Annotated in this window: 18 protein-coding genes; 6 read left to right on the top strand and 12 right to left on the bottom strand. The window is 57.1% G+C overall.

The window, feature by feature from the left end:
• Positions 1-27: 27 nt before the first annotated feature.
• Entirely contained in the window at positions 28-930 is a 903-nt protein-coding gene (gene cyoE / locus J0A66_RS13305) for a heme o synthase (protein WP_206574321.1), read from the bottom strand.
• A 64-nt stretch (positions 931-994) separates the two neighbouring features.
• The gene (locus J0A66_RS13310; RefSeq protein ID WP_206574322.1) at positions 995-1,819 is read right to left on the bottom strand and encodes an HDOD domain-containing protein; all 825 of its coding nucleotides are present in this window, start codon (positions 1,817-1,819) and stop codon (positions 995-997) included.
• A gap of 548 nt (positions 1,820-2,367) precedes the next feature.
• On the opposite strand from J0A66_RS13310, the gene J0A66_RS13315 reads away from it, so the two are divergent.
• The 5 genes from J0A66_RS13315 to J0A66_RS13335 all read left to right on the top strand — a co-directional run bounded on the left by J0A66_RS13315 (position 2,368) and on the right by J0A66_RS13335 (position 9,462).
• The gene (locus J0A66_RS13315) at positions 2,368-2,895 is read left to right on the top strand and encodes an acyloxyacyl hydrolase (RefSeq protein ID WP_206574323.1); all 528 of its coding nucleotides are present in this window, start codon (positions 2,368-2,370) and stop codon (positions 2,893-2,895) included.
• 178 nt (positions 2,896-3,073) lie between these two features.
• Positions 3,074-6,748 (top strand): ATP-binding protein, encoded by a 3,675-nt coding sequence (locus tag J0A66_RS13320; RefSeq protein WP_206574324.1) that lies wholly within the window; start codon positions 3,074-3,076, stop codon positions 6,746-6,748.
• Positions 6,745-7,380, top strand: coding sequence for a condensin complex protein MksE (locus J0A66_RS13325; RefSeq protein ID WP_206574325.1), 636 nt, complete (start codon positions 6,745-6,747; stop codon positions 7,378-7,380). Before J0A66_RS13320 ends, J0A66_RS13325 begins: the two co-directional genes overlap by 4 nt.
• Positions 7,377-8,597: a phosphoenolpyruvate carboxylase gene (locus tag J0A66_RS13330; RefSeq protein WP_206574326.1), complete on the top strand. Its 1,221-nt coding sequence runs from the start codon at positions 7,377-7,379 to the stop codon at positions 8,595-8,597. Before J0A66_RS13325 ends, J0A66_RS13330 begins: the two co-directional genes overlap by 4 nt.
• 10 nt (positions 8,598-8,607) lie before the next feature.
• Complete coding sequence (locus tag J0A66_RS13335) at positions 8,608-9,462, top strand: DUF7281 domain-containing protein (protein ID WP_206574327.1); 855 nt, start codon at positions 8,608-8,610, stop codon at positions 9,460-9,462.
• A 48-nt stretch (positions 9,463-9,510) separates the two neighbouring features.
• On the opposite strand, the gene J0A66_RS13340 is transcribed toward J0A66_RS13335, so the two are convergent.
• The 3 genes from J0A66_RS13340 to J0A66_RS13350 all read right to left on the bottom strand — a co-directional run bounded on the left by J0A66_RS13340 (position 9,511) and on the right by J0A66_RS13350 (position 13,990).
• Positions 9,511-10,323: a class I SAM-dependent methyltransferase gene (locus tag J0A66_RS13340; protein ID WP_206574328.1), complete on the bottom strand. Its 813-nt coding sequence runs from the start codon at positions 10,321-10,323 to the stop codon at positions 9,511-9,513.
• 148 nt (positions 10,324-10,471) lie between these two features.
• Positions 10,472-11,965, bottom strand: a complete 1,494-nt coding sequence (gene dgt / locus J0A66_RS13345; RefSeq protein WP_206574329.1) for a dGTPase — start codon at positions 11,963-11,965, stop codon at positions 10,472-10,474.
• Between the two features lie 90 nt (positions 11,966-12,055).
• Entirely contained in the window at positions 12,056-13,990 is a 1,935-nt protein-coding gene (locus J0A66_RS13350) for an alpha/beta hydrolase family protein (protein WP_206574330.1), read from the bottom strand.
• A 123-nt stretch (positions 13,991-14,113) separates the two neighbouring features.
• On the opposite strand from J0A66_RS13350, the gene J0A66_RS13355 reads away from it, so the two are divergent.
• Positions 14,114-15,865 (top strand): monovalent cation:proton antiporter-2 (CPA2) family protein, encoded by a 1,752-nt coding sequence (locus J0A66_RS13355; RefSeq protein ID WP_206574331.1) that lies wholly within the window; start codon positions 14,114-14,116, stop codon positions 15,863-15,865.
• On the opposite strand, the gene J0A66_RS13360 is transcribed toward J0A66_RS13355, so the two are convergent.
• The 7 genes from J0A66_RS13360 to J0A66_RS13390 all read right to left on the bottom strand — a co-directional run bounded on the left by J0A66_RS13360 (position 15,862) and on the right by J0A66_RS13390 (position 23,124).
• Complete coding sequence (locus J0A66_RS13360) at positions 15,862-16,482, bottom strand: GntR family transcriptional regulator (RefSeq protein ID WP_206574332.1); 621 nt, start codon at positions 16,480-16,482, stop codon at positions 15,862-15,864. The genes J0A66_RS13355 and J0A66_RS13360 overlap by 4 nt on opposite strands.
• A gap of 1 nt (position 16,483) precedes the next feature.
• Entirely contained in the window at positions 16,484-17,647 is a 1,164-nt protein-coding gene (locus J0A66_RS13365; RefSeq protein ID WP_206574333.1) for a benzoate/H(+) symporter BenE family transporter, read from the bottom strand.
• Between the two features lie 82 nt (positions 17,648-17,729).
• A complete protein-coding gene (locus J0A66_RS13370) occupies positions 17,730-18,116 on the bottom strand; it encodes a PAS domain-containing protein (protein WP_206574334.1) in 387 nt (128 codons plus the stop codon).
• Between the two features lie 81 nt (positions 18,117-18,197).
• Entirely contained in the window at positions 18,198-18,800 is a 603-nt protein-coding gene (locus J0A66_RS13375; protein WP_206574335.1) for a LysE family translocator, read from the bottom strand.
• Between the two features lie 20 nt (positions 18,801-18,820).
• Entirely contained in the window at positions 18,821-19,399 is a 579-nt protein-coding gene (locus tag J0A66_RS13380; RefSeq protein ID WP_206574336.1) for a thymidine kinase, read from the bottom strand.
• A gap of 121 nt (positions 19,400-19,520) precedes the next feature.
• A complete protein-coding gene (locus tag J0A66_RS13385; RefSeq protein WP_206574337.1) occupies positions 19,521-20,756 on the bottom strand; it encodes an efflux RND transporter periplasmic adaptor subunit in 1,236 nt (411 codons plus the stop codon).
• 4 nt (positions 20,757-20,760) lie between these two features.
• Positions 20,761-23,124, bottom strand: coding sequence for an ABC transporter permease (locus tag J0A66_RS13390; RefSeq protein ID WP_206574338.1), 2,364 nt, complete (start codon positions 23,122-23,124; stop codon positions 20,761-20,763).
• Positions 23,125-23,131: the final 7 nt, after the last annotated feature.

Genomic DNA, 23,131 nt, shown 5'->3' on the forward strand with positions numbered 1-23,131 from the left:
CTACGCGCACAGGACCAGAGTGGATCCTTACCCCTGCCACAGGACATCTGCCCACAGGGCCAGCAGTACCAGGCTCAGATAAAGGAGGCTGACCAGAAACAATTGCCTGGCTCTGTTACGACTGAAGCAATTGAACAACTGGCAGGCCCGCCAGACCATCAGCGAGCCACATGCCAGTGCTGTGGTCAGGTACAGTTTTCCCCCCAGTCCCAGTACAGGTGCCAGCAGGCTGATCACCAGCAAGGCGATACTGAACACCAGGATAATGCTGCGTGTGGCCAGGCTCCGGTCCGGGCGATCCGGCAACAGTTTGAAACCACCGCGCCGGTAGTCCTGTTCGTACAGACAGGCCAGGGACAGGAAATGAGGGATCTGCCAGAGGTACAGCAGGCAACCCAACACCCAGGCGGGCAGGCCTAGCTGACCATTCAGGGCCACCCAGCCCATCATAGGGGGCAGGGCGCCGGTCAGCGCGCCGGCCAGCACCGCCAGGCTGGTGCGGGTTTTCATCGGGGTGTAGACAAACAAATAGCTGTACCAGGTAAACAGGCCCAGGGCCGCCGCCATAAGATGCAAAGAACCCAGCAATCCCAGTCCGGTGGCGGACCAAAGGAGGCAGGCGGTCAGGGCAGTTTGCCGCGCCAACTGACCGGTAGTCAGGGGCCTTGCACGGGTTCTGAGCATCCTGGCGTCACGGTCTGCTTCCCACCATTGGTTAAGGCCGTTGGCCCCCATGGCAAGTAGCTGGCTGCCAAGCAACAGGCACAGGCCCCGCAGGGAAAACAGACTGCCCCCGGCCAGTACGAAACCCGTGAGGGCAGAAAAGGTCACCATGGCCGACAGCCTGGCTTTACCCAACTGCAGATACAGGCAAGTTCGTGTTTTGAGGTGGTGGGTAAGGGGCGGTGTCGCCCCGATTGCTCGGTTCATAGGCTCAAGCTTAGGAGACCCAAATGAGGTTGCAAGGGTGGTCCCGGATGCCTGGGGGTTGATCTCAGGGAATCAGAAAGAGTTCCGGATTCATGATCACCAGAATATTGTAGGCTTCCACCCTGGCATAGCGGATGGCTTCCTCCACTTCAGCTTCGGTGATTTTCAGGCTGTTGAGGAGCGGCTCATGAATCATCTGCGCGTAGCGAAATCTGTCCTTGTAAACAATCAACTGCGCAATACGCACGGACAAATAAACAATGGCAACGTCCGTCTGCGTGAGGGCCAGGGGCAGATTGTGCTGGTTGCTGATGGGAGTGAAAAGGCTGGATGGCAAGTTCCACAGCATCAGAATCTCGCCGCTGCACTCGGCGTAGGTAAAGCCCAGGACGCGCTTTTGCTGATCCCAGGGTAACTGGGTTTCTCCAAAGGCCTCACATTGTGCTGCCAGTGCCGGCGAGCGACTGGCTACCGCCAATTCGCCGAAGTTGTGCAGCAGGCCGAGCAGGAAGAACCGTTCCTGATCCCTGAGGCCCAATTCCTCGGCCAGTTGTTTGGCGACCAGACCGGCAAACACGCTTTGCTGCCAAAAGCGTTCCAGATCGATGGCATTGTTTTCGAAGTGCTTATAGGCGGTGCGGGCCGTTTCTGTCATCACCAGGTTATACAACGCCTTGGCGCCAATCACATTGACCGCCCGGCTGATGGTGCTGACTTCGGACGGGAAGCTGTACAGGGCGCTGTTGGCCAGTTTGAGCAATTTGACGCTCAGAGAGGGATCCAGGGACACCACATTGGCAATGTCTTCGGCGCTGGAGTTACCGTCCTCCAGCAACTCCTTGATCCTGGTACAGGCATCCGGCAGAGCAAAGGAATCTGTTACTGCCATCGCATAGTCAGTTGCATGCATAATCTTCAGTACTCAATGGGCTTACCGTCACATTCTATTTGAGAATAGCCGAAAGCAACCAGGTTTAAACCAAAAAGAACGCTAAATTATGCAATCCTGACATGAGGTTGTCTTCTTTTTCGCTCACCTGACACAGAGGATAGCGTCCCTTGCTCCTTAGGCTGCGCCCCGTCAATGTCTGACAGCCCGGGAAGGACATGGGCGCTGGCAAGGACAAAAGCATTTGAGGCCCTGACCAGACAAGGATGCCAAGCCGGAGGGGGAAAGCGGTTGACTGTATTAGGAGCAGCAGGGTAGGCATTCGATCCATAGCGGGTTCTCTGCTGGAACAGGAACTGGACAAGATCCTGTAGATCAGGGCGCTCTGGCTAGACGACTGGGTTTTCACCTGTCAGGTAAATCGGGACGGGGTTCCCCTTTTGCCCTTAGTTCAACTTTTCAGAAACACTGAATCGATTTTTCGCAATTATCCTTGGGCTGTTTCATCACTAGAATGCAACCAATAGTTTTTAGTGATGAAATTATCAATGAAGCATATATTAATTTTATTGTTTTTACTGACGGCCGTACTTCCTTCCTCCACTCAGGCCGATCAGGCCGTCGCCTTGGATCTGTTGCTCGGAGAGGGAGATTTGACCGGCCTGAGGCTGGCTTATCGTCCTTATCACTTGCCGGTGGGCAGTATCGACTGGCTGGGTGAGGTGGAGGTCTATTTCGAATTCAGCGCCAACTTCTGGGAGTATGGTGCCGACAATCACCATGACACCAATCTGGCACTGGCGCTCTCGCCGGTGATTTCCCAGCAATTTACGACGCTTTACGGCCGTCCGCTGAAATGGGAATTCGGCATCGGCGTCTCGCTGGTGGAAGACACCCGCTTCGCCGGTAAGGATATCGGCTCCCACTATCAGTTTGAGGACAGGCTGGGCCTGGTTCTGGTGCTCGAAGACCAAGAATCGGTGACCATGCGCTATATGCACTATTCCAACGGAGGCCTTAATGACAACAACCCCGGGATGGATTTTCTTAACCTGTCCTATGCGCTGAGGTTCTGATTTGCGTGGAGTCGCCTCACCGGCGAACCGGTTCAGCCGGTGAGGCATACTTTTGTATCCCTTTGAGCCCTCTTCAAACGTACCAATCCGTCGCTATTGTGGGTAAAATCCAGGCTTTGTTTTCAATCCAGCCAGTCGAAGGCTGGCAGTGGCCAGGCCACCATAATAAAGGAATCCCATGCCAGGATTAGTCCGCCTTATTCTGATCGATACCCACCTGCCCGGGGTGGTGGAACTCAAGCTCGACGGCCACACCAACATCTGTGGCACCAATGCCTCCGGCAAAACCACCCTTCAGCGTCTGATCCCGGTGTTTTACGGCGAGTACCCCAGCCGGGTGGTACCGGCCACACGTGACAGTTTCGAACGCTGGTATCTGCCCCGTGAATCCAGCTTTATTATCTATGAATACCTTACGGGCGAGGAGGAGCTGGCGCAACTGGTGCTGACCTCCGGCGGTAACGGCGTTAACTACCGCTTTCTTGCCAAGGGCTTCGAGCTGGAAGACTATCTGTTTAAGAACAAAAACGGCAGCCACGCCAGCCTGCCGGCAGTGGAGCAGGCCCGTTCCCTGGCCCGTAACGGCTATACGGTCAGCAAGCAGCTCAACACCAAGGAGTTTCGGGCTGTTCTGCAAAACGACAGGACGGTGATCAACGGCTCCACCAACGGCCGGGAACTACTTGGTTATGCACGACTCTTTGCCCTGTGCAGCGCTCAGCAGAGCCTGCGTCACATTGAAAAACTGGCCAAGGCGGTGCATTCCCGTGAAGGCAAGATGGAAACCATCAAAGCCATGATTGCGGCCATTCTTGAAGAAGACGGCGTCCAGCCGCCCAGTTCCAGCCTGAGTCGCAACAAGGTGGAAGACTGGATCCGTGAGTGTCACCTGATCAAGGAGTTCGATGCCATTCGACCCCAGTTCACCCGTCTTGAGCAGGCCAATCATGAACTGAGCGGCAACGAAATCCGCCTGGCACAGCTCAAACAACAGTTTTCTGTCGATCTCAGCCATCTGGCGGCCACCATCCTCGAGCAGGAAGGCAGGCTGGAAGAAAACATCCTGGCCATTCGCAAACAGGAGAGTGACTGGGCCCTCACCCGGGATAACCTGAACCAGAAGCTGTCCGAGGCCAAATCCGAAGTGCGCACCTATGAATCCGATCTGGAGCGGGTCGAGGAGGAATATCAAAACTGGCAGGACAAGGACATCGAAATACTGCAGAGCAACCTGCACAAGCTGCCCCAGTGGCAAAGCCAGTTGGACGGGGCCCAGTCCCGCTACAGCCTGCTGACCGATCAGCACCAGGACGTGGAGTCCAGCTTCAACAGACAGGTTGCCGCCATCAGCGAAAAGCTCAACCAGGAGCAGGAGTTGTATGGCGAAAAGCAGCAGGATCTGAAGGAAAAACTGGCCGATGCCCGCACCGATGAACAGCGCAAACTGGCCGAACTGCGCCAGGATTACCAACAGCAGCAGTCAGAGGTCAGGCAGGATTACCAGCAGCGTCTTCAGGAGCTAAAGGTTCAGCATGCGGATTATTCCAGCGCCCTGAGAAACAGTGGCTTCAACGAGTTCGAGCAAAGCCAGGTGGCCCTGCTGGAGGAGAGTATCAGCGAGGCGGCCGCCCTGGAAGATGCCGGCCGTGACCAGCAACGCCGTCTGCAACAGGAACTGGGCCAGGCACAAAAAGCCCGCAGCCATGCTGTGACTGAGCTGGAGCAAAGCAGAAAGCACCACGCCAGAACCCAGCAGCAGGTAGACAAGGTTGAAAGCCTGTTATATCCGGGTCAGGGCAGTCTGCTTGAATTTGTGCGTCGCGAATTGCCCCACTGGCCGGAGGATCTGGGCAAGGTAATCAATGCCGAGCTGTTGTCCCGCACCGACCTCAAACCAGCCCTGGCGGATAAGACTGATTCCCTGTTCGGACTGCACCTTGAGCTGGCCAGCCTCGCCACGCCGGATTATGCCCAGAGCGAGCAGCAATTGCAGCAGCAACTGGCAATGGCCCAGCAGCAGCAGGCCGAAGCCGTGGCCCAGCAAAACCAGGCCGAACAGAAGCTGGCCCAGACCAGTGAACAGGTGCGCAACCAGGAACTGAAGCTGGCCCAGGCCGACAGCGAACAGCGCACCCTGGAAGCCAATCGCAAGCGCCTGCAACAGGACAAGGAACAGCTGCTGCAGGAATATCGCGCCGCCCTGGCTGAGCGTAAGCAGCAGAACAAGGACAGGCTGAAGGATAACGAAAAGCGCCAACAGCAGTTAGAGGCCCAGCAGAAACAGGCCCTGGAAGAGATCCACGACCAGCAGCGTGATGCCGAAACCGAATTACAATTCCACTGGCAGCAGGTCACCGATGAGCTGCGTAGCCAGATTGGCCAGGTGGAACTGCATCTCAAGCAGTCTCGTCAGCAGGCTGCCAACGACAAGCAGCAGGCCCAGACCTGGCTGCAGAACGAACTGGCCAAGCGCGGCGTGGATGTGGATGAGATCGCAGCGTTGCGTAAACAAATTGAAACCCTCAAGGCCGATATCCTGCGTACCGAGAATCATCGTAGTCTGGTCAAGGACTATGAGCACTGGCACGCAACCGTATATTTGCAGCATAAGGTCACCTGGCAGCAGGGGCTGGCCAGGGCCAGGAAAGTGCTGGCCGAATCTGAGCGGGAACTGGCTAAACAGGAAGGGCAGTACAAGGAACGGCGCGGCCAGCTTAGGGATCAGCAGACCCGCGCCGAACAGTTGCTCAAAACGGCCAGGGAACAGGACATGGACGTGCAGGCGATTCACCGTCAACTGGCGAAACTCAGCCTGCCTCACACCGAACCCGGGGCGGATAAAAACAGTATCGTCCAGCGCCTGGGCGAAGGTCAGCAATTGCTGCAAAGCCGCGAGAAATTGCTGGCGGACATCAAGGCCTACGTGGAGCATTTCGATTCCCTGATTGCCAGCCAGGCTGGCACCGGTCTGGCCGATACCTGGGAACGCTCCCGGGAGGAGTGCGCCCTGATCAATGCCCAGGGTGTGCGCACCGTGGATCATCGTCGTCTGGTCAGCCATCTGGATCAGTTGCTCAATGTGCTGATACCGCAGAAGATCCAGGGCCTGCGTGACCTGGGCCGGACCTTTGGCGCCGATCTCAGCCAGTACTACAAGGTCCTGGAGGATATCGACAAGCGTATCGTCAGCCAGAGTCGTCGCATCAGCCAGGAAGTGGAAGAAGAGCTGTTCCTGGATGGGGTATCGGACTCAGCGGTACGCATCCGGTCGCGCATCAGTGAGCTGGAGTTCTGGCCCGAGCTGTCCCAGTTCAACCAGTTGTACCAGGAATGGCTGGAAGACGGTGCCAGCGAGCTGCCCAGTGACGACTACGCCACCAGCATGCGCCGGGTCATGGATATCCTCGGTCGGGCGGCCCTGTCAGGGGGAATAGGTAAGTTGCTGGACATCGAGCTCAAACTGCGCGAGGGCAAGAGCGATTTGGTCATTCGTACCGACCGGCAGCTTAACGAATCATCCAGTCATGGTATGGCCTATCTCATTCTGTGCAAGTTTTTGCTGGCCTTTACCCGATTGTTGCGCGGCAAGGCGGAGGCGGTCATCCACTGGCCCATCGATGAGCTGGGCACCCTGCACCAGAGCAATGTGAAAAAGATTTTCGATGCCTGCCAGAACAATAATATCTGCGTGGTGGGTGCCTTCCCCAATCCGGAGTCCGAGGTACTGACCCTCTTTGACAACCGCTATCTTATCGACAAGGCCAGCCGTAAGCTGCAGATAGTACAACCCAAGGTCAGCATTATCGGGGAGCGCCTGCGTCAACGGGCCGAGCAACAGGAGAAAAGCGCATGATCAGTGAACAGGGTCGTATTCTTGAGCGCCTGCTGGGAGGCGATTTTATCTGCGAAATCAGTGATGAGGACGCCTGGCGCTATCTGCAGCAGCCCGGTCATTTCGAGGCGGTGGATCAATACCTGGCCACCCTGAATCGCAGTCTGTCTACGGCTGCCGAAGGGCAGGTGTTTTTCGCCGCCTACCGCACCCTTGGCGACAACGAGCGCAAGGTACTGTCCACTCAGTTCCAGGAAATTGCCGCCGGCCTGATGCCGCTGGTGGAATGGCTGCTACTGATACAACAAAGCAGCGGATCGGACGTGCCGGTGACCCAGGGCAGTACCATTCGCTCCAATGAACTGCAGACAACCATCGAGGATACCCCGGCCTTTAAGGAGCAACTGGCCAAGATTGCCCGCTACCGCTTATTCAATTCCAACAGCACTGAAGTGGTGGGGCAGCTTAACCTGGTCTTCAAACGTCTGACGGAGCTTGGCTATCTGTTGCGGCCTAATCCCGACAAGCAGATTTATATTGCCACCGGCAAAGTGGAATATCTTTATGAGGTGTTGCGCTTTATCGATGAGACAGAAGCCCTGTCCCTGTCCGAACAGGCCGAATCGGCCATTGCCCAGGGCAGTCTGCTATGAGCCAGAGTTTGCATCAGGCCGGGGTTAAGCTGCTTAATGCCTTGTCCCGCAACGCCGACCTGATTATGCAGGTTTACCTGAGCGGTTCTTTGCATGAAGCCGAGGCCACCCCCGGGGTAGTGGAAAACCTCAAGAAGCTGGGCATACTGTGGCGTCCGGAGCCCGGCGCGCCACTGCGTCTGAAAAAAGCCATCCGCACCCTGCTCGAAGGCAGCCTGCATGACGAGCGAAACCGCCAGATTGACGCCAATATCGGCTCGGCCCTGGCCAGTCTCAAAACCCTTGCTCAGCATTACAAGGAAGCCCTGCACCACCATCGTTATGCCGAAGGTCAGGCCCATCTGAACGATCTGACCGAGCATGTGTACGCCCTGACGGAATCCCTTGGCAATAACGTGCGGGTGTTGTTCAGCCGTATCAACAACGAATTCGGCTACGTAGCTTCCATCGACGCCAAGATCCGCGAGAACGAACTGGCCCAGAACCAGGTGTCCGAGCTGCTCAGTCAACTGGAACTGTTTCGTTTCGATGAACTGTCCGACGTGGCGGGCAGCAACCGGGAGCTTCGTCATCTGCTGGTGGTGGCCCTGCAACAGAGCTTTTCCCGTTGCACCCAGGAACTGAGCATTGCCCAGTCCCGGCTGCTGGAACTGCTGGGGCGGTTCCGTGAATTCCGTGGCAGGACCAGGTTGCTCAAAGGCTTTGTGTTGCATATGGAGCAGCAGCCGGACTTTATGCCGGCCAATTATGCCAATCACAGTCAGGTTCCCCTGTTGTTCAATCAGGCCAGGCCATTGCTGCAACCGGCAGCAGTGGATGTGAACCGGGTCGATCACGAAGCCGAGCTGCTCGAACTGGTGGGGCGTATCAAAGCCCTGCATCGCGCCGACAAACCCAGGGACGAACAGCGTGCGGCCCAGAGTATCGATGTGGAGCAGCAGGGCCAGGTGGAGCTGGACGATCAGGCTATCCATCAGGCGGTGGAAAGCTACTTTTGCGAGATTATCGACACGGGAAAAAGGCTTACAGCCCTGGAATACCTGGGCCAGCAGCAACTGGAGTTCGATCCGGAAGTGTGGATTTACCAGGTTATCGGCGGATATCAGGGCCTCAACGATGAGGAACGCCAGTACTTCGAGCTGGCCACTGAGATAGAGGACCATCCCATCTTCGACGGCAACAAAATTGTCCGCGATGTGGAGCTTGGTCTGAGGTAAGGGGACAGACATGGAACTGAACCGGCGTGACGTCAATACCCTGAGCCGTTTTATGCAGGACAGGGACAGACTGAGCAAAAAGTTCAATGACAGCCTGAGGAACTGGCTGGTTGAGCACTACGGTGATCTGTTCCGCCTCGACGGGCAGCGATGCCGTTTTACCGCCGATCAGAAACGTCGTCTCAAAGAGGAGTTGCACAAAGACTATCCACGCTTCAACTGGCTACAGGGTCTGACCAGCGGTATGGAGCGGCTGGCGATGGCCTCCCTGTTAAACCAGGAGAAGCTTGCCGATATACGCCCTGACGATCAATATGTGCTGGTCCGCCAGGTAGCGGGCGATTTCTCCCGGGCGGGAGTGAAGGCCGGGCTGCCGCCACAGATCTCCCTGCGCCTGCCCGTGGATATGCTGCTTAAGGCCAACCCCGATACCCTGGTGGTAGTGGAAAATCTCGATGTGTTCGACCAGTGGCAACAGGCCAATGTCGGCGCAGAGATTCTCGACAGCCTGGTGCTGTACCGCGGCCACAACAGTATGACCCGTGGCGTTAAAAGCCTGCTTCAGCAAGTCCCCCCGCAGACCCGTGTCGTCCTCTTTTGCGACCTGGATCCCAAAGGCCTGGAAATGGGTTTTACCACGCCGGGCAATCCACAGTTGCTGCTACCCGTGACATTGGATGAAGCACTGGCACTGCGCAGCAATGGCGGGATATTCAAGAAACAGGCAAGAGCCCGGGCATTTTTGCAAAGACAATCTGCAGGGGCATGGAAACCCTGGATAGACTGGGTAGTAAAAGAGCATCGGGCGGTGATGCAGCAGCACCTGCTGGAAATGCAGGTGCCGCTTGAGGCCGTAACCTGCTGAGCGGAGCTCAGGCAGGTTCTGGTGGCTGTTATTTAATCATACCGGGCGCTAGGGTTTGACAAATTTCAGGGTCATGCGGTCACTCTCGCCGATGGCCTGGTATTTATCCTTGTTTTCTTCCTTGAGTGCCAGGCTTGGTGGCAGGGTCCAGACGCCCTTGGGATGATCGGCGGTGTCTTTGGGATTCGCGTTGATATCCGAGCTGGCTGCCAGTTTAAAGCCGGCTTTTTCGGCCGCCTTGATGACCACTTCTTCATGCATATAACCGCTGGCTTCCTGATCCCTGGCGGGTTTGTCAGCGGGCAGGCGGTGATCCACCACGCCCAGCACTCCGCCTGGCTTCAACACTTCGAAGAAGGCATTGAAGGCCCTGGCCAGATTTTCCTCACCACCCCCGCGCATATACCAGTTATGCACATTGCGGAAGGTCAGCACCATATCCGCGCTACCGTCCTCGGCGATGTCCACTCTGTCGGGGAGCTGGAATATGGTCACCTTTACCTTATCAAAGACGTCCGGGTTGGCGGCCAGCTTATCGACAAAACGGGCGGCATTTTTGCGGAAGTATTCCACGTCTGAGCCCGGATCATAGCCCGCAGCAATCAGTTGGCCCTGCTCGCGCAGGTAGGGAGCGAGGATCTCCGTATACCAGCCGCCGCCGGGAGAGATTTCAACCACTGTCATATCCGGTTCGATACCGAAAAACTTCAGGGTCTCAACAGGGTGACGGTATTCGTTGCGGGCTTTATTGGCTTCGCTGCGGTGATCGCCAGTGGCGGCTTGTTCAAGGCTCATTGCCTGGGCCGTCTGTAATCCGGCCAGCATAACTCCTGCTGCCATTAACCAGTTCAACTTTTTCATTTTTTGTCCTTTTCCTTGTTTGTCATGGGGAATTTGCATGGATACCACATTTGCCATGCTAGCAGTCAGAAGACCTGCTTGTCTGCTGCGGTCTTCCCTGGCATGGGGCAAAGTGCCGGAGTTTTCCGGTCAACAGCGGCCCCGAGGGTCAGGGTGCCAGGGCCATCAGTTCCTGGTATTCATCCAGGGCATACTGATCCGTCATACCGCTGAGCATATCCTGAATCAGACGGCAGCGATAATAGGCCTCCCACAGGGTTTCCTCTGGCTGACCTTTGTATTTGTCCGTGGCCAGCCGGTAAGCGCTGACATGTTTGTTGGGCAGACGCCTGGCCAGACGGGACTCAATCAGCAGATCCCGGTGTCCCCCGCTGATGACCTGGGCAAAATCATCCGCAGTCAGTTCCAACAGTGGCCGGTACTGGTTGAGCAATTCAGAAATGATCCGGTAACCTTGCAGTTCCAGGGTTTCCACCTCGGCCACACTGAAAATATGCCGGATGGCCACCCTTTTGAAGGTTTCGATCAGGCGGTGACACAAAGAATCGTCTTCTAAAAGTGCGCGGTTGAGCCGGCCCCGGCAGATGGTGTCGTAGTTGTCGATAAAGCTCTCGGCAGCATGCTGAACCAACGGATGGATAAGGTTGACCCGCAGTTTCATAAAATACTGGTGAGCCTTGTTCAGGGGCTCTTTGTCCGCCCGTTGGGTGACCGCCTCAATAACCTGCCTGAAGCTGCGAAGATCCTGACGGTTGCCGTTGTGAGGCAGAAACGCCACCCCCGCAAGCCCCTGGTCGCCGTCAAATTCGGCAATCAGCAGCTCGGTGAGACGGCGATAGCTGAGCAGGCCTTTCTCCACCCCGTCTTCAATATCGGCCAGACAATAGGAGATGTCATCGGCTGCTTCCATCAGATAGCTCAGCGGATAGCGGCAATAGGCTTCAAGCCCCAGCTTGTCCTGCAAGCGGGTAACGAATTCTGCCTCGGACAGATAGTAGCCTGGCTTCTTGCGCAGATAGCTCAGTGGCGCGTCCTTGTCCGGTCTGGCCTCATAGGCCGGACGGGTGTACTTGAGTACGCAGGCGCTTTGTACATAAGTGAGATTCAGGCCGAGCAGGGAGTGCAGCAGACGGATGGCCTGAGCATTGCCCTCAAAGCTGGACAGGTCAGCTGCCAGTCGGCCGGCCAGCTCCCCCTGGCCGGACGCAAGCAGGGGCAGCGTGGGCAGATGCTGCCGGAACCATTTGGTGATGGCCGCTTCGCCGAAGTGGCCAAAGGGAGGGTTGCCGATATCGTGCATCAGGCAGGCCATCTCCACCAGAGTTTCCAATATCCGCTCAAGACCGGTCAGCCCGTAATCACCGACCTTATCGCCGAGCTTATCGAAGATGGTGCGGACAATAAAGCGGCCGGTCTGCTGGACTTCCAGCGAGTGGGTCAGGCGCGATCGCACTGCCGCATTTCGCTCCAGCGGAAACACCTGGGTTTTCTGCTGCAGACGGCGGATGGCGGCGGAGTTAATAATCCTGCCCCGGTCACTTTCCAGCGCCCGCTCCAGTTGGCGGATATCCAGTGGTCCGTTGTCGGCATAACGCTGATAGGGGCGGGCGGCGGTGAGCAAAGAGTCAAATCGGATGGGCATGCCTTGGCGCAGGTTAGGAGGTTTTTCCTATGCTAACCCAGGCGCCTTGGCAGCTGTCAATTTTTGTTGGCGTGCAGACGGGCGAGACCTCTATAGGTGGGCGGCCAAAAAGGCTTCCAGCTCTCTCAGCGTGGTCAGGCGATTGTGCTGCAGCTCCAGGTAATGGTTGCCTTTTTCCAACTCCACATACCTGACCTGTTTTTCCAGATCCTGGAGTTCCTCAGCCATTTCACGGCTGTGATAAACCGAGACAACCCGGTCTTCCTCGCCGTGGATCAGCAGCACAGGTGCACTGATCTGCCCGGCCAGATACAGTGGAGAGGTGGTTTCCAGCTCATCCCAGTCGTCGCCCAGCTGTTTCCTGACCACTTTGGCATTGGTGTAACGGCGGGATTCATGCAGGATACGGGTAAGATCGGTGACGCCGTTGATGCTGGCGGCACAACTGAAGGTGTCACCCTGGGTGGCCAAGCCCATCAGGGCCGCGTATCCCCCGTAACTGGCGCCCACCAGACAGATTCGTCCCGGTATTGCCAGTTTTTGCTCAACCAGCCAATGTGCTGCATCCTGCAGATCCTGTTGCATTTCCTTGCCCCAGCCTTTGACGGAGGCCTGCTCGAAGTCGAATCCGTAGCCGGACGAGCCGCGAAAGTTGGGCTGTAAAACCAGATAACCCCGGCTGGCCAGAAACTCCGCCAGCCAGTCAAATCCGCCGTAATCCCTGGCCATGGGACCTCCGTGTGGCAGCACGACTGCCGGGATGGGATGATCTTGCGGTTTATTTCTGGGCAGGGTGAGATAGGCTTCTATGGTCAGGCCGTCTCTGGCCTGGTAACGGACTTTCTGATTGCCTGACAGGTTGGTCTCATCCAGCAGGGGATATTGTGAGCCCAGCGGATTCAGGGTGCTGTTGTCCCGATCACCGATATAGTAGTAGCCAGGGGCATCCTCCAGATAGGTGAGCAATACATAGCGCCGCTCGTCATCGCTCATGCTGATGATAATGTTGGCGGAATCCGGCAAGGCGTGGTCCAGGGCCTCCTGAAAGGCCATATACTCCTTGTCCCAGTAGATGCGGCCATTGTCAGCTTCACCATGGGACACACCCACCACCTCACCGGATTTAGGCGAATAGATAAGCCGGCCCTCAATATCGTAATGGGGATCGGCGTAGACCAGTTCCTGTGTCAGCGCCTCGTTGGCCAGGTTTACCCTGAAGATGGCGTAGCGTCCCTTGTGCAGGGCCCGGATATAAAGAATATCCGGGTTCTTGTCGAAGCCCATGATATCGATATCCGGGGCATCGAATATTTCGTATTCCCACAGGGTGCGCCATTCATTGGTCTTCCAGTCTTTGTGCAGATAGAAGATTTTCGTATCGTCCAGCCCTTCACCCAGCCTGACGCGGCCCTGCCGGTCCGCATGCCAGTGACGGATGTCCCGTCTGGAGCGTTGGAGTATGCTTCTGCCTAAGTCATTGAGGCTGAGCCTGTAAACATTGGGCCGGTTGGCTGAGTCCAGATCCACGGACAGCAGGAAGTGATCTTTTTCTGCCGGCAGCAGGCTGATGACATTGTCCTGGAACTGACTGAAATGGTCCCCGGCTATCTTGGATCGGCGGGGTCTAAAGGCCGGCTCAAGGCTGTCTTCCTTATGGATACTGACTTTCAGCAGCCGGGTCTCTGTTGTGTTCACACCGTAGCGCTTTGCCGGGTAGCGCGCGCCGATTAGAATGTATTCGTTGTTGGCCCACTGATACCAGTTGAACTTGATTTCTTTATTGTCGCTGACCGCCAGCACCCTGGACGACATCTTATCCAGGTTCACCCCTAATAAAATGGTCTGGCCCCCCTCATTACGCAGGGCAGCCAGGTGTTTGCCGTCCGGCGAAAGTTTGACGTTAGTGAGAGCGGGCAGGTTGCCAAATGCTTCGACGGGCAGTTTGTCCTGCTCAGTCGAAGCTAAAGCATTGATTGAAGTGAAGACACAAAAACAGAAAAAAAGGTACGAACTGACTATACGCATAAGTCATCCCTGGCTTGAATTATTTTGAATCCCTTTGTGGCGGGATTCTAAACAAATTGTCAGTGCCGCGCACTACTGGTATCAATGTTTGCTCACAGCGTGCTTTAAGGAAGTTGTCCTCCTATGTTGATTTCGGCCCTGATTTTTCTGCTTGCAGCGGTGATTGCCGTGCCCTTGTTCAAACGACTGAAATTGGGGGCCATCCTCGGCTATCTGGTGGCCGGCGTGTTGATCGGTCCCTCGGCTATGGAACTGATTCAGGATCCAGACCATGTGCTGCATGTGGCAGAGCTGGGCGTGGTGTTACTGCTGTTTGTGATTGGTCTGGAGCTGGAGCCGCAAAAATTGTGGAAGATGCGCCAGCAGGTGTTGCTGACAGGGGGAGGGCAACTGTTGTTCACCAGTTTGGTGCTGGTGGGCGCCCTGGTATTGCTGGTCGGTCAACGCTGGCCGACGGCGCTGGTGATTGGCCTTGCCCTGGCCCTGTCCTCCACCGCCTTTGCCATTCAGTTGATGGCCGAGCAGGGGATCCTTAAAACGGCTCCCGGGCAGAAAGGCTTTGCCGTGCTGCTGATGCAGGATCTGGCGGTGATCCCTATTCTGTTGCTGGTGGAAACCCTGGCTGGCGGCAATGGCGAGGCGGCGCCGCCCTGGTGGCTGAGTCTGATGGCCATCTTATCTGTACTCTTTGTTGGCCGCTATCTGCTTAATCCCTGCCTGCGTATGCTGTCACGCTATGGCAATGAAGAGGTGATGACCGCTGCGGCCCTGCTGATTGTGGTCGCCACGGCCCTGGTGATGGAACATGCCGGGCTGTCCATGGGCATGGGCGCATTTCTGGCCGGTATGCTGCTGGCCAATTCCAGTTTTCGCCACCAGTTGGAAACCGAGATAGAGCCGTTCAAAGGGTTGTTGCTGGGCCTGTTCTTCATCGCCATTGGCATGAACCTGGACCTGAACCTGCTGGTTGCCCGGCCTGGTCTGATTGTCGGCGCTGCGCTGGCGCTGGTGATCTGTAAAGCTCTGATCATCGCTGGGTTGCTCAGGCTCAGTGGTGAGAAAAGCGCCGACGCCATGCGAGTGGCGCTGATGCTGTCCCAGGGAGGGGAATTCGCCTTTGTGGTGATGACCACGGCCGCCGGCAATGGCCTGCTGGAGACCACCCTGGCCAGTCAGGTCAGCCTGATAGTCGGTCTCTCCATGGCCCTGACCTCACCTGTGGTCATCCTCTACAGTCGCTGGTTCAACAGCCGCCAGTGCCCGCCTGTCTATGATACGGTGGCCCATGAGGACGAACCGCAGGTGGTGATTGCCGGATTTGGTCGTTTCGGACAGATGAGTGGCAGGATCCTCACTGCTAAAGGCATTCCCTTTACCGCGCTGGACAAGGATGCGGAGCATATCGCCTTTGTGGAAAAATTCGGCAACAAGGTGTTTTACGGTGACGCCTGCCGGCTGGATTTGCTCAGGGCCGCCGGTATTGCGGGCGCCAAGGTGCTGCTGATTGCTGTGGACCGGGATGTGGAGGTCCTGAAAATTGCGGCTCTGGTTCGGGAGCATTATCCGCATATGCGTATCGTGGCAAGAGCGCGTAACCGCATGGTAATGCGTGAACTCAAACGCCTGGGGGTCACCGATGCCGTTCGTGAACTCAATGCCGGCAGCCTGGAGGCAGCAAACCTGCTGCTCCGGGCCTATGGCTTTTCCCATTCACGGGCCGACTATGTGGTCCAGGTGTTTCGTCATCACGACGAAGCCCTGCTGGCCGGTACCCTTGAGCAGGACGACGATCTGGATGGACTGATTGCCCGCAGCAAGGCGGGGCGGGACCAGCTTGAAGCGCTGTTTAAACAGGACAGCAAGGAACTGAGTTAAGCCTGTCGCAGGAAACTGACCAGGCCTTCGCCCGCCTCGACAATATGCGCCTGAAGCAGTTGCGCGGCCCGCTCCCCCTGACCTTGCTGCAGGGCATCGAGCAGGGCATGGTGCTCCTGCTGGCTGCGATCTTGGTAGTTCAGGCTCAATGACTGGTATCCGATGTAACGCTGGCATTGCAGGTGCAGGTGCTCCACCATGGCAAACAGGGTGGGGCGTCTGGCTGCCCGGTACAGGCAGGCATGAAATGCCCAGTTATGTTGGCCAATCTCGGCGGCCGTCAGATCTGAACGCTCATCCATGCTGCTCAGGATGTCCCTGGCCCGACCGAGAATTTCACTGTTCAGATGCTGCAGGGCGAGATTTTGCAGCAAGGGCTCAAGATGCTTGCGCATCAGATAGATATCTTCCACCTCAATGGGATCGAAGCCGGGCACGGCGATACCGCACTTGCCGTGAGTGACCAGCCAGCCTTCGCTTTTTAGTTTCTGTACCGCGTCACGCACCGGGATTCGGCTGACCCCATACTGCTCTGCCAGCTCACGCTGTTTGAGGACCTCACCGGGATTGAACCGGCCCTGCTGCAAATCCTGTTTGAGTCGCTGATACAGGGTCATGTCAGGGAGCCCGTCTGAAAATAAGCAGACAGAGCATACCCGAGAGTAATCCCCAGAAAGCCGCCCCTACGCCGAGAAATGACAGGCCGGAGGCGGTGACCAGAAAGGTGATGATAGCCGCCTCCCGTTCATCTGCCTGCATGGTGGCCACACTCAGGCTGTTGGCAATGGTTCCGAACAAGGCCAGTCCGGCCAGGCTGAAGATCAGGGCCTGGGGAAAGGCGCTGAACAGGGTGACTACGGTCGCTGCGCCAATGCCGGTCAGCAGGTAGAAGATACCTGCCCAGATCCCCGCCTGATAGCGTTTATCCGCATCGGGATGGGCTTCAGGTCCGGTACAGATGGCCGCAGTGATGGCGGCCAGATTCAGGGCAAAGCCCCCCAGGGGCGCCAGCAGAAGAGAGGCCAGGCCGGTTCCGCTGATCAGGGGCGATACCGGCACCCGCTCATAGCCGCTGGCCCGCAGCGTCGCGATGCCGGGGATATTCTGTGAGGTCATAGTGACAATAAACAGCGGCAGTCCCACGCCAAGCACAACCCCGAGATTGAATTCGGGCCAGACCCACACCGGCCGGCTTAAATGAAGCTCAAGGTGTTCAAACCGGATCAACTGGCCCTGCCAGGCCATCAGAAAGCCGGTGGCCAGGACCAATAAAATGGCATAGCGTGGCAGCCATCGCTTGCCCAGGATAAAAGCGATCAACATTGACCCCACCAGGGCAGGCTGTACCTGCAATGAGGTAAACACGGCCAGGCCAAACTGCACCAGAATACCAGCCAGCATGGCGCTGGCCAGGCTCAGCGGGATGCGGCGGATCAGCTTATCGAAAGTGCCGGTCAGGCCCACTGCCAGGATCAATACTGAACTGAACAGGAATGCGCCAATGGCCTGCTGGATGGGCACACCTATGAGGCTGGTGGCAAGCAGGGCGGCGCCAGGGGTCGACCATGCGGTAATGACCGGTGCCTTGTAATACCAGGAGAAACCGATGCAGGTCAGCCCCATCCCGATTCCCAGTGCCATGATCCAGGAGATAGTCATGGCTTCTGAAGCGCCTGCCGCCTGGGCGGCCTGAAAAACAATGGCCACCGAGCTGGCAAAACCCACCAGCACGGCCACAAAACCGGCGCTGAGGGTAGAGAGGTGCAAATTGAGACGAGGCATAAATGTATACTTTAATAAAAATGTATACATTTATTCTAGCGAAAGAAATACTGCAGACAAGCAAAAAAGTACACCAATCGGATTAATCCAGCTTGATAAAGAATACCTGGTAAATCGTGTCGTCATCCGGGTCAAGGACGCTGGTCAGCACTTTGTAGCGGAATTCCTCACCAGCCTTGTTGGTGATGCTGGTCTCCATGCTGAGATTCTTCTCGCCACGCTCCCTGGCCAGTTCGGATTCCAACTCCCACTGGCTGGTAACCACTTTCTGGTAGACGGGATCGGGGTAGGCATTTGACCACCAGTGCTTTTTATCCGGTATATCGCTGAGATCGTAGCCGAGATCCTGAATAAAGGCCGGATTGAGATAAAGAATCTTATGGTTCAGAGGCTCCTCACCGCCGGCCTGTGCCAGCAACGCAGGAAAGGGCAGTGTCTCCAGATACTGCTGATATTGTGCGAGCTCCATTTCAATATCCTTCTGGTTATTATTTGAGCAATATTAGCGGAGAAAATGCCCGCCTGGCAACCGCCAGCAAAAAACAGGCGTTCAACCCGACAGGTTATCAGTCAGAACCGGGATCAGGGAAGCGGCCAGTAATATGGCCATGGCGATATTAAAGCAACGCAGCCGTCCCGGTGTCCGCAGCAGACTTTGCATGCGCGAGCCCAACCACAGCCAGGTAAAGGTGCAGGGAGTGCCGAACAACAGGAAAAACAACGCGATAATCCCTACCTGAAGCTGATAATCCATTTGCGAGCTGGTGTAGGTCACCACCGCACCCAGCACCATCATCCAGGCCTTGGGGTTGACCCATTGGAAGAGGGCGGCCTGTACAAAGCTGAAGGGCTTACGGGCTTCTACCTGTATGCTGGTGACCGGGGAAGAAGCGATTTTCCAGGCCAGAAAAAGCAGATAACTCGCACCTGCCCATTTCAGTACCTGATGCAGCACCGGGTAGTTCTCGAAGAGGCCGGCCATGCCCAGTCCGACCGCCAGAACCATCAATGGGAAGCCGATATTGATGCCGATCATATGCGGCAGGCTGCGCAGGATGCCGTGATTGACCCCCGAGGTCAGCATCATCAGGTTGTTGGGCCCCGGCGTGATGGAGGCAGAAACCACAAACAGAAACAGAGCCAGCCATTCCATAGTTACCCTTGTCCCTTTCCTTAATCCCAGACCAGTTTCTTGAAATGAGCCCGGCACATGGAAACATACTTGTCGTTGCCGCCCACGTCCACCTGGGCCCCTTCCTTGACCGCCTGGCCAAACTCGTCCATACGCACGACAAAGTTGGCTTTACGGCCGCAGTGACAGACAGTTTTCAGCTCCACTAACTTGTCCGCCCAGGCCATCAGATAATGGCTGCCCTCGAAGGTCTCGCCGGCAAAATCGGTGCGCAGGCCATAGGCCAGCACGGGAATTTTCAACTCATCCACGACAAAGGTCAGTTGCCGCACCTGCTCTTTGGTCAGAAACTGAGCTTCGTCGATAAACACGCAATCGATGCGCTGTTTGCGGTTAAGCGTATTGATCTGTTCCAGCAGATGGCTACCCTGGTTAAACAGGTGAGCATCGGCTTTAAGGCCGATGCGGGAGGCGACCAGTCCGGTGCCGAACCTGTTATCCAAAGCAGCAGTAAACAGCTCCACGTGCATGCCCCTTTCCTTGTAGTTATAAGCGGATTGCAGCAGAGAGGTGGACTTGCCGGCGTTCATCGCCGAGTAGTAAAAATAGAGTTGCGCCATGGCTTGCCAACTGTCGGATTCCAGCCGGATATTGTGCCTTGCCCGAAGACGAATGAGAAGCTGAAATAGGCCAAGCCGCAACCGGACGGCAATACCAGAGCCTCAGCCTGAGGCCCCTTTGCTACTCAGTCTCTCGCCGGGCTACCTTGTCGCCGTCTTCCAGGCCCGGACCTGGGTACAGAACCACCTGCTGGCCGGCCTCGATGCCTTCGAGAATTTGCGCCTTCGTCCCGTTGTTATGGCCCACTTTGACCCTGGTCAGATGCGCCCGTCCCTCTTTGACCTTGAAGACGGCCCAATCCTGACCCTCGCGAAGCAGAGCGCTGGAAGGGGCAGCCAGGGTTTGACTGTTCTCCCACACCACTATCCGGGCTTCCACCCGGTATCCGTGCCCCAGCTTTTTGCGCTGTGCAGGGGGATCGGTAAAACGGATAATGGCATTGACCCGCTGTTCTTCCACCCCCAACGCCGAATACTTGGTAAAGCCCCAGGGCTCAATCCGTTCAACGGTGCCGTTGAGTGGCTGTAAGCCGCCCCAATTGTCGATCACCACCCTATCACCGGTATCGATTTTGACCGCATCGGTGGAGAGCAATTCGACAATCACTTCCAGATCATTGTCGGTGTCGCCTATTTCCAAAATGGGGGTGCCGGCGGTGAGGGTGGTTTCACTTTCCTGCATCACTTGTAGGATACGTCCCGATACCGGGGCGGTGAGCGGTACGGTATTACTGTCAACCCCTGCTGCAGTCTGACCGGCACTGCTCTGATCCTGGTCAAAACTGATCAATCTGGCCCTGGCATTGGCAAGCTCTGCCTCGCGCATGGAGATGGCGGCTTTGGCCGTGTCCAAGGCCGCGCCGGCGGAACGGGCTTCTCTCACTGCCTGATCCCGTTGCGACTTGGTGGCAATGCCCTGGACAAACAACTGCAGAATTCTTGTCTGGTCGGCATCGGCCAGTTCCTTGTCCGCCATCGCCCGGTTCAAATCGGCCCTGGCCATGCGCAGGGCGGCTTCGGCAGCGCCAATTGCGGCCCTGGCCTGCTCCCGGGTGCGGATATCCAGCAGCGAGGGGCTGATGGGAATGAGGCGTGCCAGCACAGTTTCCCCGCCAATTACTTCGTCCCCGGGCTCCGGCTCTACCCGCAGCAGGCGCCCGGCCACGGGGGCAGTGACCAGGTAGGCATCCCGCACCCGGGTACGGGCTTCCTCGTCGATGGTCACCAGCATGCTGGTTTCAGTGATTCGGCCCACATCCACCAGCGTGGGTCTGGGCCAGAAAGCATAAGCCACCAACAGCACAATCAGCAGTGCCGCAATGAGGGTAAGCCAGATTCGGGAACGTCGTTTCGCCATAAGGTCATTCTCGGGTCTTGAGGGCGGATACCAGATCCAGCCGGTTAATGTCTCGCTTTACCAGCGCCCCTGACAAGGTGGCGGCCAGCAGCACGGCCAGCGCAGCAGTGCCATAGCTGGCAGGGGAAAATTCTGTGGGCACCCGGTACAGATCCGTGCTGAAACCGGCGGCTACGGCCAGGGAAAAATAATAGCCAAGGGCCGCGCCCAGCGGCAGCGCCAGCAACGTTATCAGGCCCAGTTCCCCAAGTAGCACAAAGCCAGTCTCGGTGCGGGTCAGTCCGATCACGCGCAGACTGGCCAGATCCCTGGCCCGCTCGGCAAATGCGATACGGGCGCTGTTGTATACAATACCGAAGGTAATCACCGCCGCAATCAGGGCCATCACATAACGCATGGCGCCAGCCCCCGTGTCCATGACCTTTTTAAAGGCCCGGCGGCTGTCCTGTTGCAGACTGACGCCGGCCACCACCGGCATGTCCTTGAGCCGCCGGTACAGTTGCTGTCCCTGGCTGCTGTCAATTCGCAAATAGGCGCCGGACACCCGGTTTGGTTCCTTCATCAGCCGGTTGAGAGTCTCCAGTTGCATATAGGCCGGGGCTCCCATCAGGGTATCGGCCAGACCCGCCACGGATACTTCCAGTGTGGGGCGGCGACCTTCCCTGACATCCAGTATCATCTTCTGCCCGGCCTTCAGGTCGAGTTCGCCGGCCAGGGCGGTGGACAGTACTATGCCGTTTTCCGGCAGGGGGATGGCTTGCAAAGAGCTGTCCAGGGCACGAAACAGGCGCGGCTTTTCAGTCAGGGCCGTCACGGCTCCCCGGTAATGTTGGCGACCATTGTGCATGACGGCCGCCACAGTGCGAAAAGGCTCCACCTCTATGACACCCTTCATCCGCTTGAGTGCAAAAAGGGTCTTGTCGCCCAGGGGTTCCACAAATGTCACAGTGACATCGCTTCTGTCCAGCACCCCGAATGACAGATCGAGGGTCCTGTCAAATGCGCTCATCAGGCTGAGCATGGCCACAGACAACGCCATGCCCAGAGCGATACCCAGGATTGCCAGCAAGCCCCTAAGGGGCTGGCGAATCATATTGCGCAGTACCATCCGGGTAGGCTGGTCCAGCCATTTTCTCAGCCCGGGGCCAAAGGAAATGGTTTGGCTGAAGTTGGGAGGCGTGGGCGGACGCATGGCATCGGCCGGTGTCAGGGCAAAGACCCTGCGTAACACCAACACTCCACCGGCCGAGGCAGTCAGGACGCTGACGGTAAACCCTGTCACAAAGGCGGCAGGATCCACCCTGAACAACAGAAAAGGAAACTTGTAGTAAAGTTGGTAAAAGCCGCTCAGGCCCCGCCCGGCCAGCATACCAAGTGCGCAACCCAACAGGGCGCCGGTCAGGGCAATGACCAGCACGAATTTGAAATAGTGCAGGCCGACCTCCAGGCTGGTATAGCCGAAGGCCTTGAGCAGGCCTATTTGCTCCCGCTCGGCCTGAACCATTCTTGAGATCACTATGTATAACAAAAAGGCGGCGACCGAGAGAAAAATCGGCGGTACAGTGCGACTGGAGACCCTCAGCCCGGCGATTTCCTCGCTGATAAAGCGGTCGGACAAATGATCTTCCAGGCCATAGGCACCGGTCGCTCCATAAGGGGCAAGCAGCCGATCCAGTGAGTCGATAACGGCTTGCGGCCGGGCGTCTCTGGCGAGTGAGATCAGCGCTTCGTTAAAGGCGCCGTCCATATCGAAGGCCGCTGCCAGGGCCTCTTCGTTCATCCAGATGACGGCAAAACGGGCATCGTCCGGCACCAGTTCCCCCGGTGCTGTGGTATATAGGAACTCCGGCGCCTGTGCCAGACCCACAATATGGAATCGTCGTCTGGCCCCGTTCATCGTGGCAGAGAGGCTGTCACCCGGCTGCAGGTTATGTGCATGGGCAAAGGCTTCAAGCAGCAGGATTTCGTCCCGGTGGGACGGATTCAGAGGTCGGCCGGATGCCAGATAAAAGTCATTCAGTCTGGGGCTGCCGAACTCCGGCAAAGACACAGCCTGGGCCCGGACAGGAACGGCCTGGTCTGGCAAGCTGATCAGCGCCGCGCCGTTTATGCGGCCCTGCACCGCGCTGATGCCGGGTAGCTCGACGATTTCGTCCAGCACATGCCGGGGGGAGCGCTTAACCGGGGCAAACAAATCCGCCAGCCGGTAACGTTCATAATAGGTGCGTTTGGTTTCGCCCAGGGAATTGACCAGGCCATCCATCATCACCATCATCATGACGCCAAAAGCGATCACCAGCACTATGGCCAGTGCCTGGCCCTTGACCCGCCAGAGATCCCTGCCCAGCTTGCTGTCCAGCGGCTTCATGCTGCTG

Origin of the sequence: Bowmanella dokdonensis, from assembly GCF_017254865.1 — a bacterium.
Taxonomy (GTDB): domain Bacteria; phylum Pseudomonadota; class Gammaproteobacteria; order Enterobacterales; family Alteromonadaceae; genus Bowmanella; species Bowmanella dokdonensis.

What these genes read in the sequence shown, in the direction of transcription:
- J0A66_RS13390 (WP_206574338.1), bottom strand. Translation starts at nt 23,124, where the DNA reads ATGAAGCCGCTGGACAGCAAGCTGGGCAGGGATCTCTGGCGGGTCAAG.
- J0A66_RS13380 (WP_206574336.1), bottom strand. Translation starts at nt 19,399, where the DNA reads ATGGCGCAACTCTATTTTTACTACTCGGCGATGAACGCCGGCAAGTCC.
- J0A66_RS13335 (WP_206574327.1), top strand. Translation starts at nt 8,608, where the DNA reads ATGGAACTGAACCGGCGTGACGTCAATACCCTGAGCCGTTTTATGCAG.
- J0A66_RS13310 (WP_206574322.1), bottom strand. Translation starts at nt 1,819, where the DNA reads ATGGCAGTAACAGATTCCTTTGCTCTGCCGGATGCCTGTACCAGGATC.
- J0A66_RS13320 (WP_206574324.1), top strand. Translation starts at nt 3,074, where the DNA reads ATGCCAGGATTAGTCCGCCTTATTCTGATCGATACCCACCTGCCCGGG.
- cyoE (WP_206574321.1), bottom strand. Translation starts at nt 930, where the DNA reads ATGAACCGAGCAATCGGGGCGACACCGCCCCTTACCCACCACCTCAAA.
- J0A66_RS13360 (WP_206574332.1), bottom strand. Translation starts at nt 16,482, where the DNA reads ATGACCCTGTATCAGCGACTCAAACAGGATTTGCAGCAGGGCCGGTTC.
- dgt (WP_206574329.1), bottom strand. Translation starts at nt 11,965, where the DNA reads ATGCCCATCCGATTTGACTCTTTGCTCACCGCCGCCCGCCCCTATCAG.
- J0A66_RS13350 (WP_206574330.1), bottom strand. Translation starts at nt 13,990, where the DNA reads ATGCGTATAGTCAGTTCGTACCTTTTTTTCTGTTTTTGTGTCTTCACT.
- J0A66_RS13355 (WP_206574331.1), top strand. Translation starts at nt 14,114, where the DNA reads ATGTTGATTTCGGCCCTGATTTTTCTGCTTGCAGCGGTGATTGCCGTG.
- J0A66_RS13315 (WP_206574323.1), top strand. Translation starts at nt 2,368, where the DNA reads ATGAAGCATATATTAATTTTATTGTTTTTACTGACGGCCGTACTTCCT.
- J0A66_RS13325 (WP_206574325.1), top strand. Translation starts at nt 6,745, where the DNA reads ATGATCAGTGAACAGGGTCGTATTCTTGAGCGCCTGCTGGGAGGCGAT.
- J0A66_RS13330 (WP_206574326.1), top strand. Translation starts at nt 7,377, where the DNA reads ATGAGCCAGAGTTTGCATCAGGCCGGGGTTAAGCTGCTTAATGCCTTG.
- J0A66_RS13340 (WP_206574328.1), bottom strand. Translation starts at nt 10,323, where the DNA reads ATGAAAAAGTTGAACTGGTTAATGGCAGCAGGAGTTATGCTGGCCGGA.
- J0A66_RS13365 (WP_206574333.1), bottom strand. Translation starts at nt 17,647, where the DNA reads ATGCCTCGTCTCAATTTGCACCTCTCTACCCTCAGCGCCGGTTTTGTG.
- J0A66_RS13375 (WP_206574335.1), bottom strand. Translation starts at nt 18,800, where the DNA reads ATGGAATGGCTGGCTCTGTTTCTGTTTGTGGTTTCTGCCTCCATCACG.
- J0A66_RS13370 (WP_206574334.1), bottom strand. Translation starts at nt 18,116, where the DNA reads ATGGAGCTCGCACAATATCAGCAGTATCTGGAGACACTGCCCTTTCCT.
- J0A66_RS13385 (WP_206574337.1), bottom strand. Translation starts at nt 20,756, where the DNA reads ATGGCGAAACGACGTTCCCGAATCTGGCTTACCCTCATTGCGGCACTG.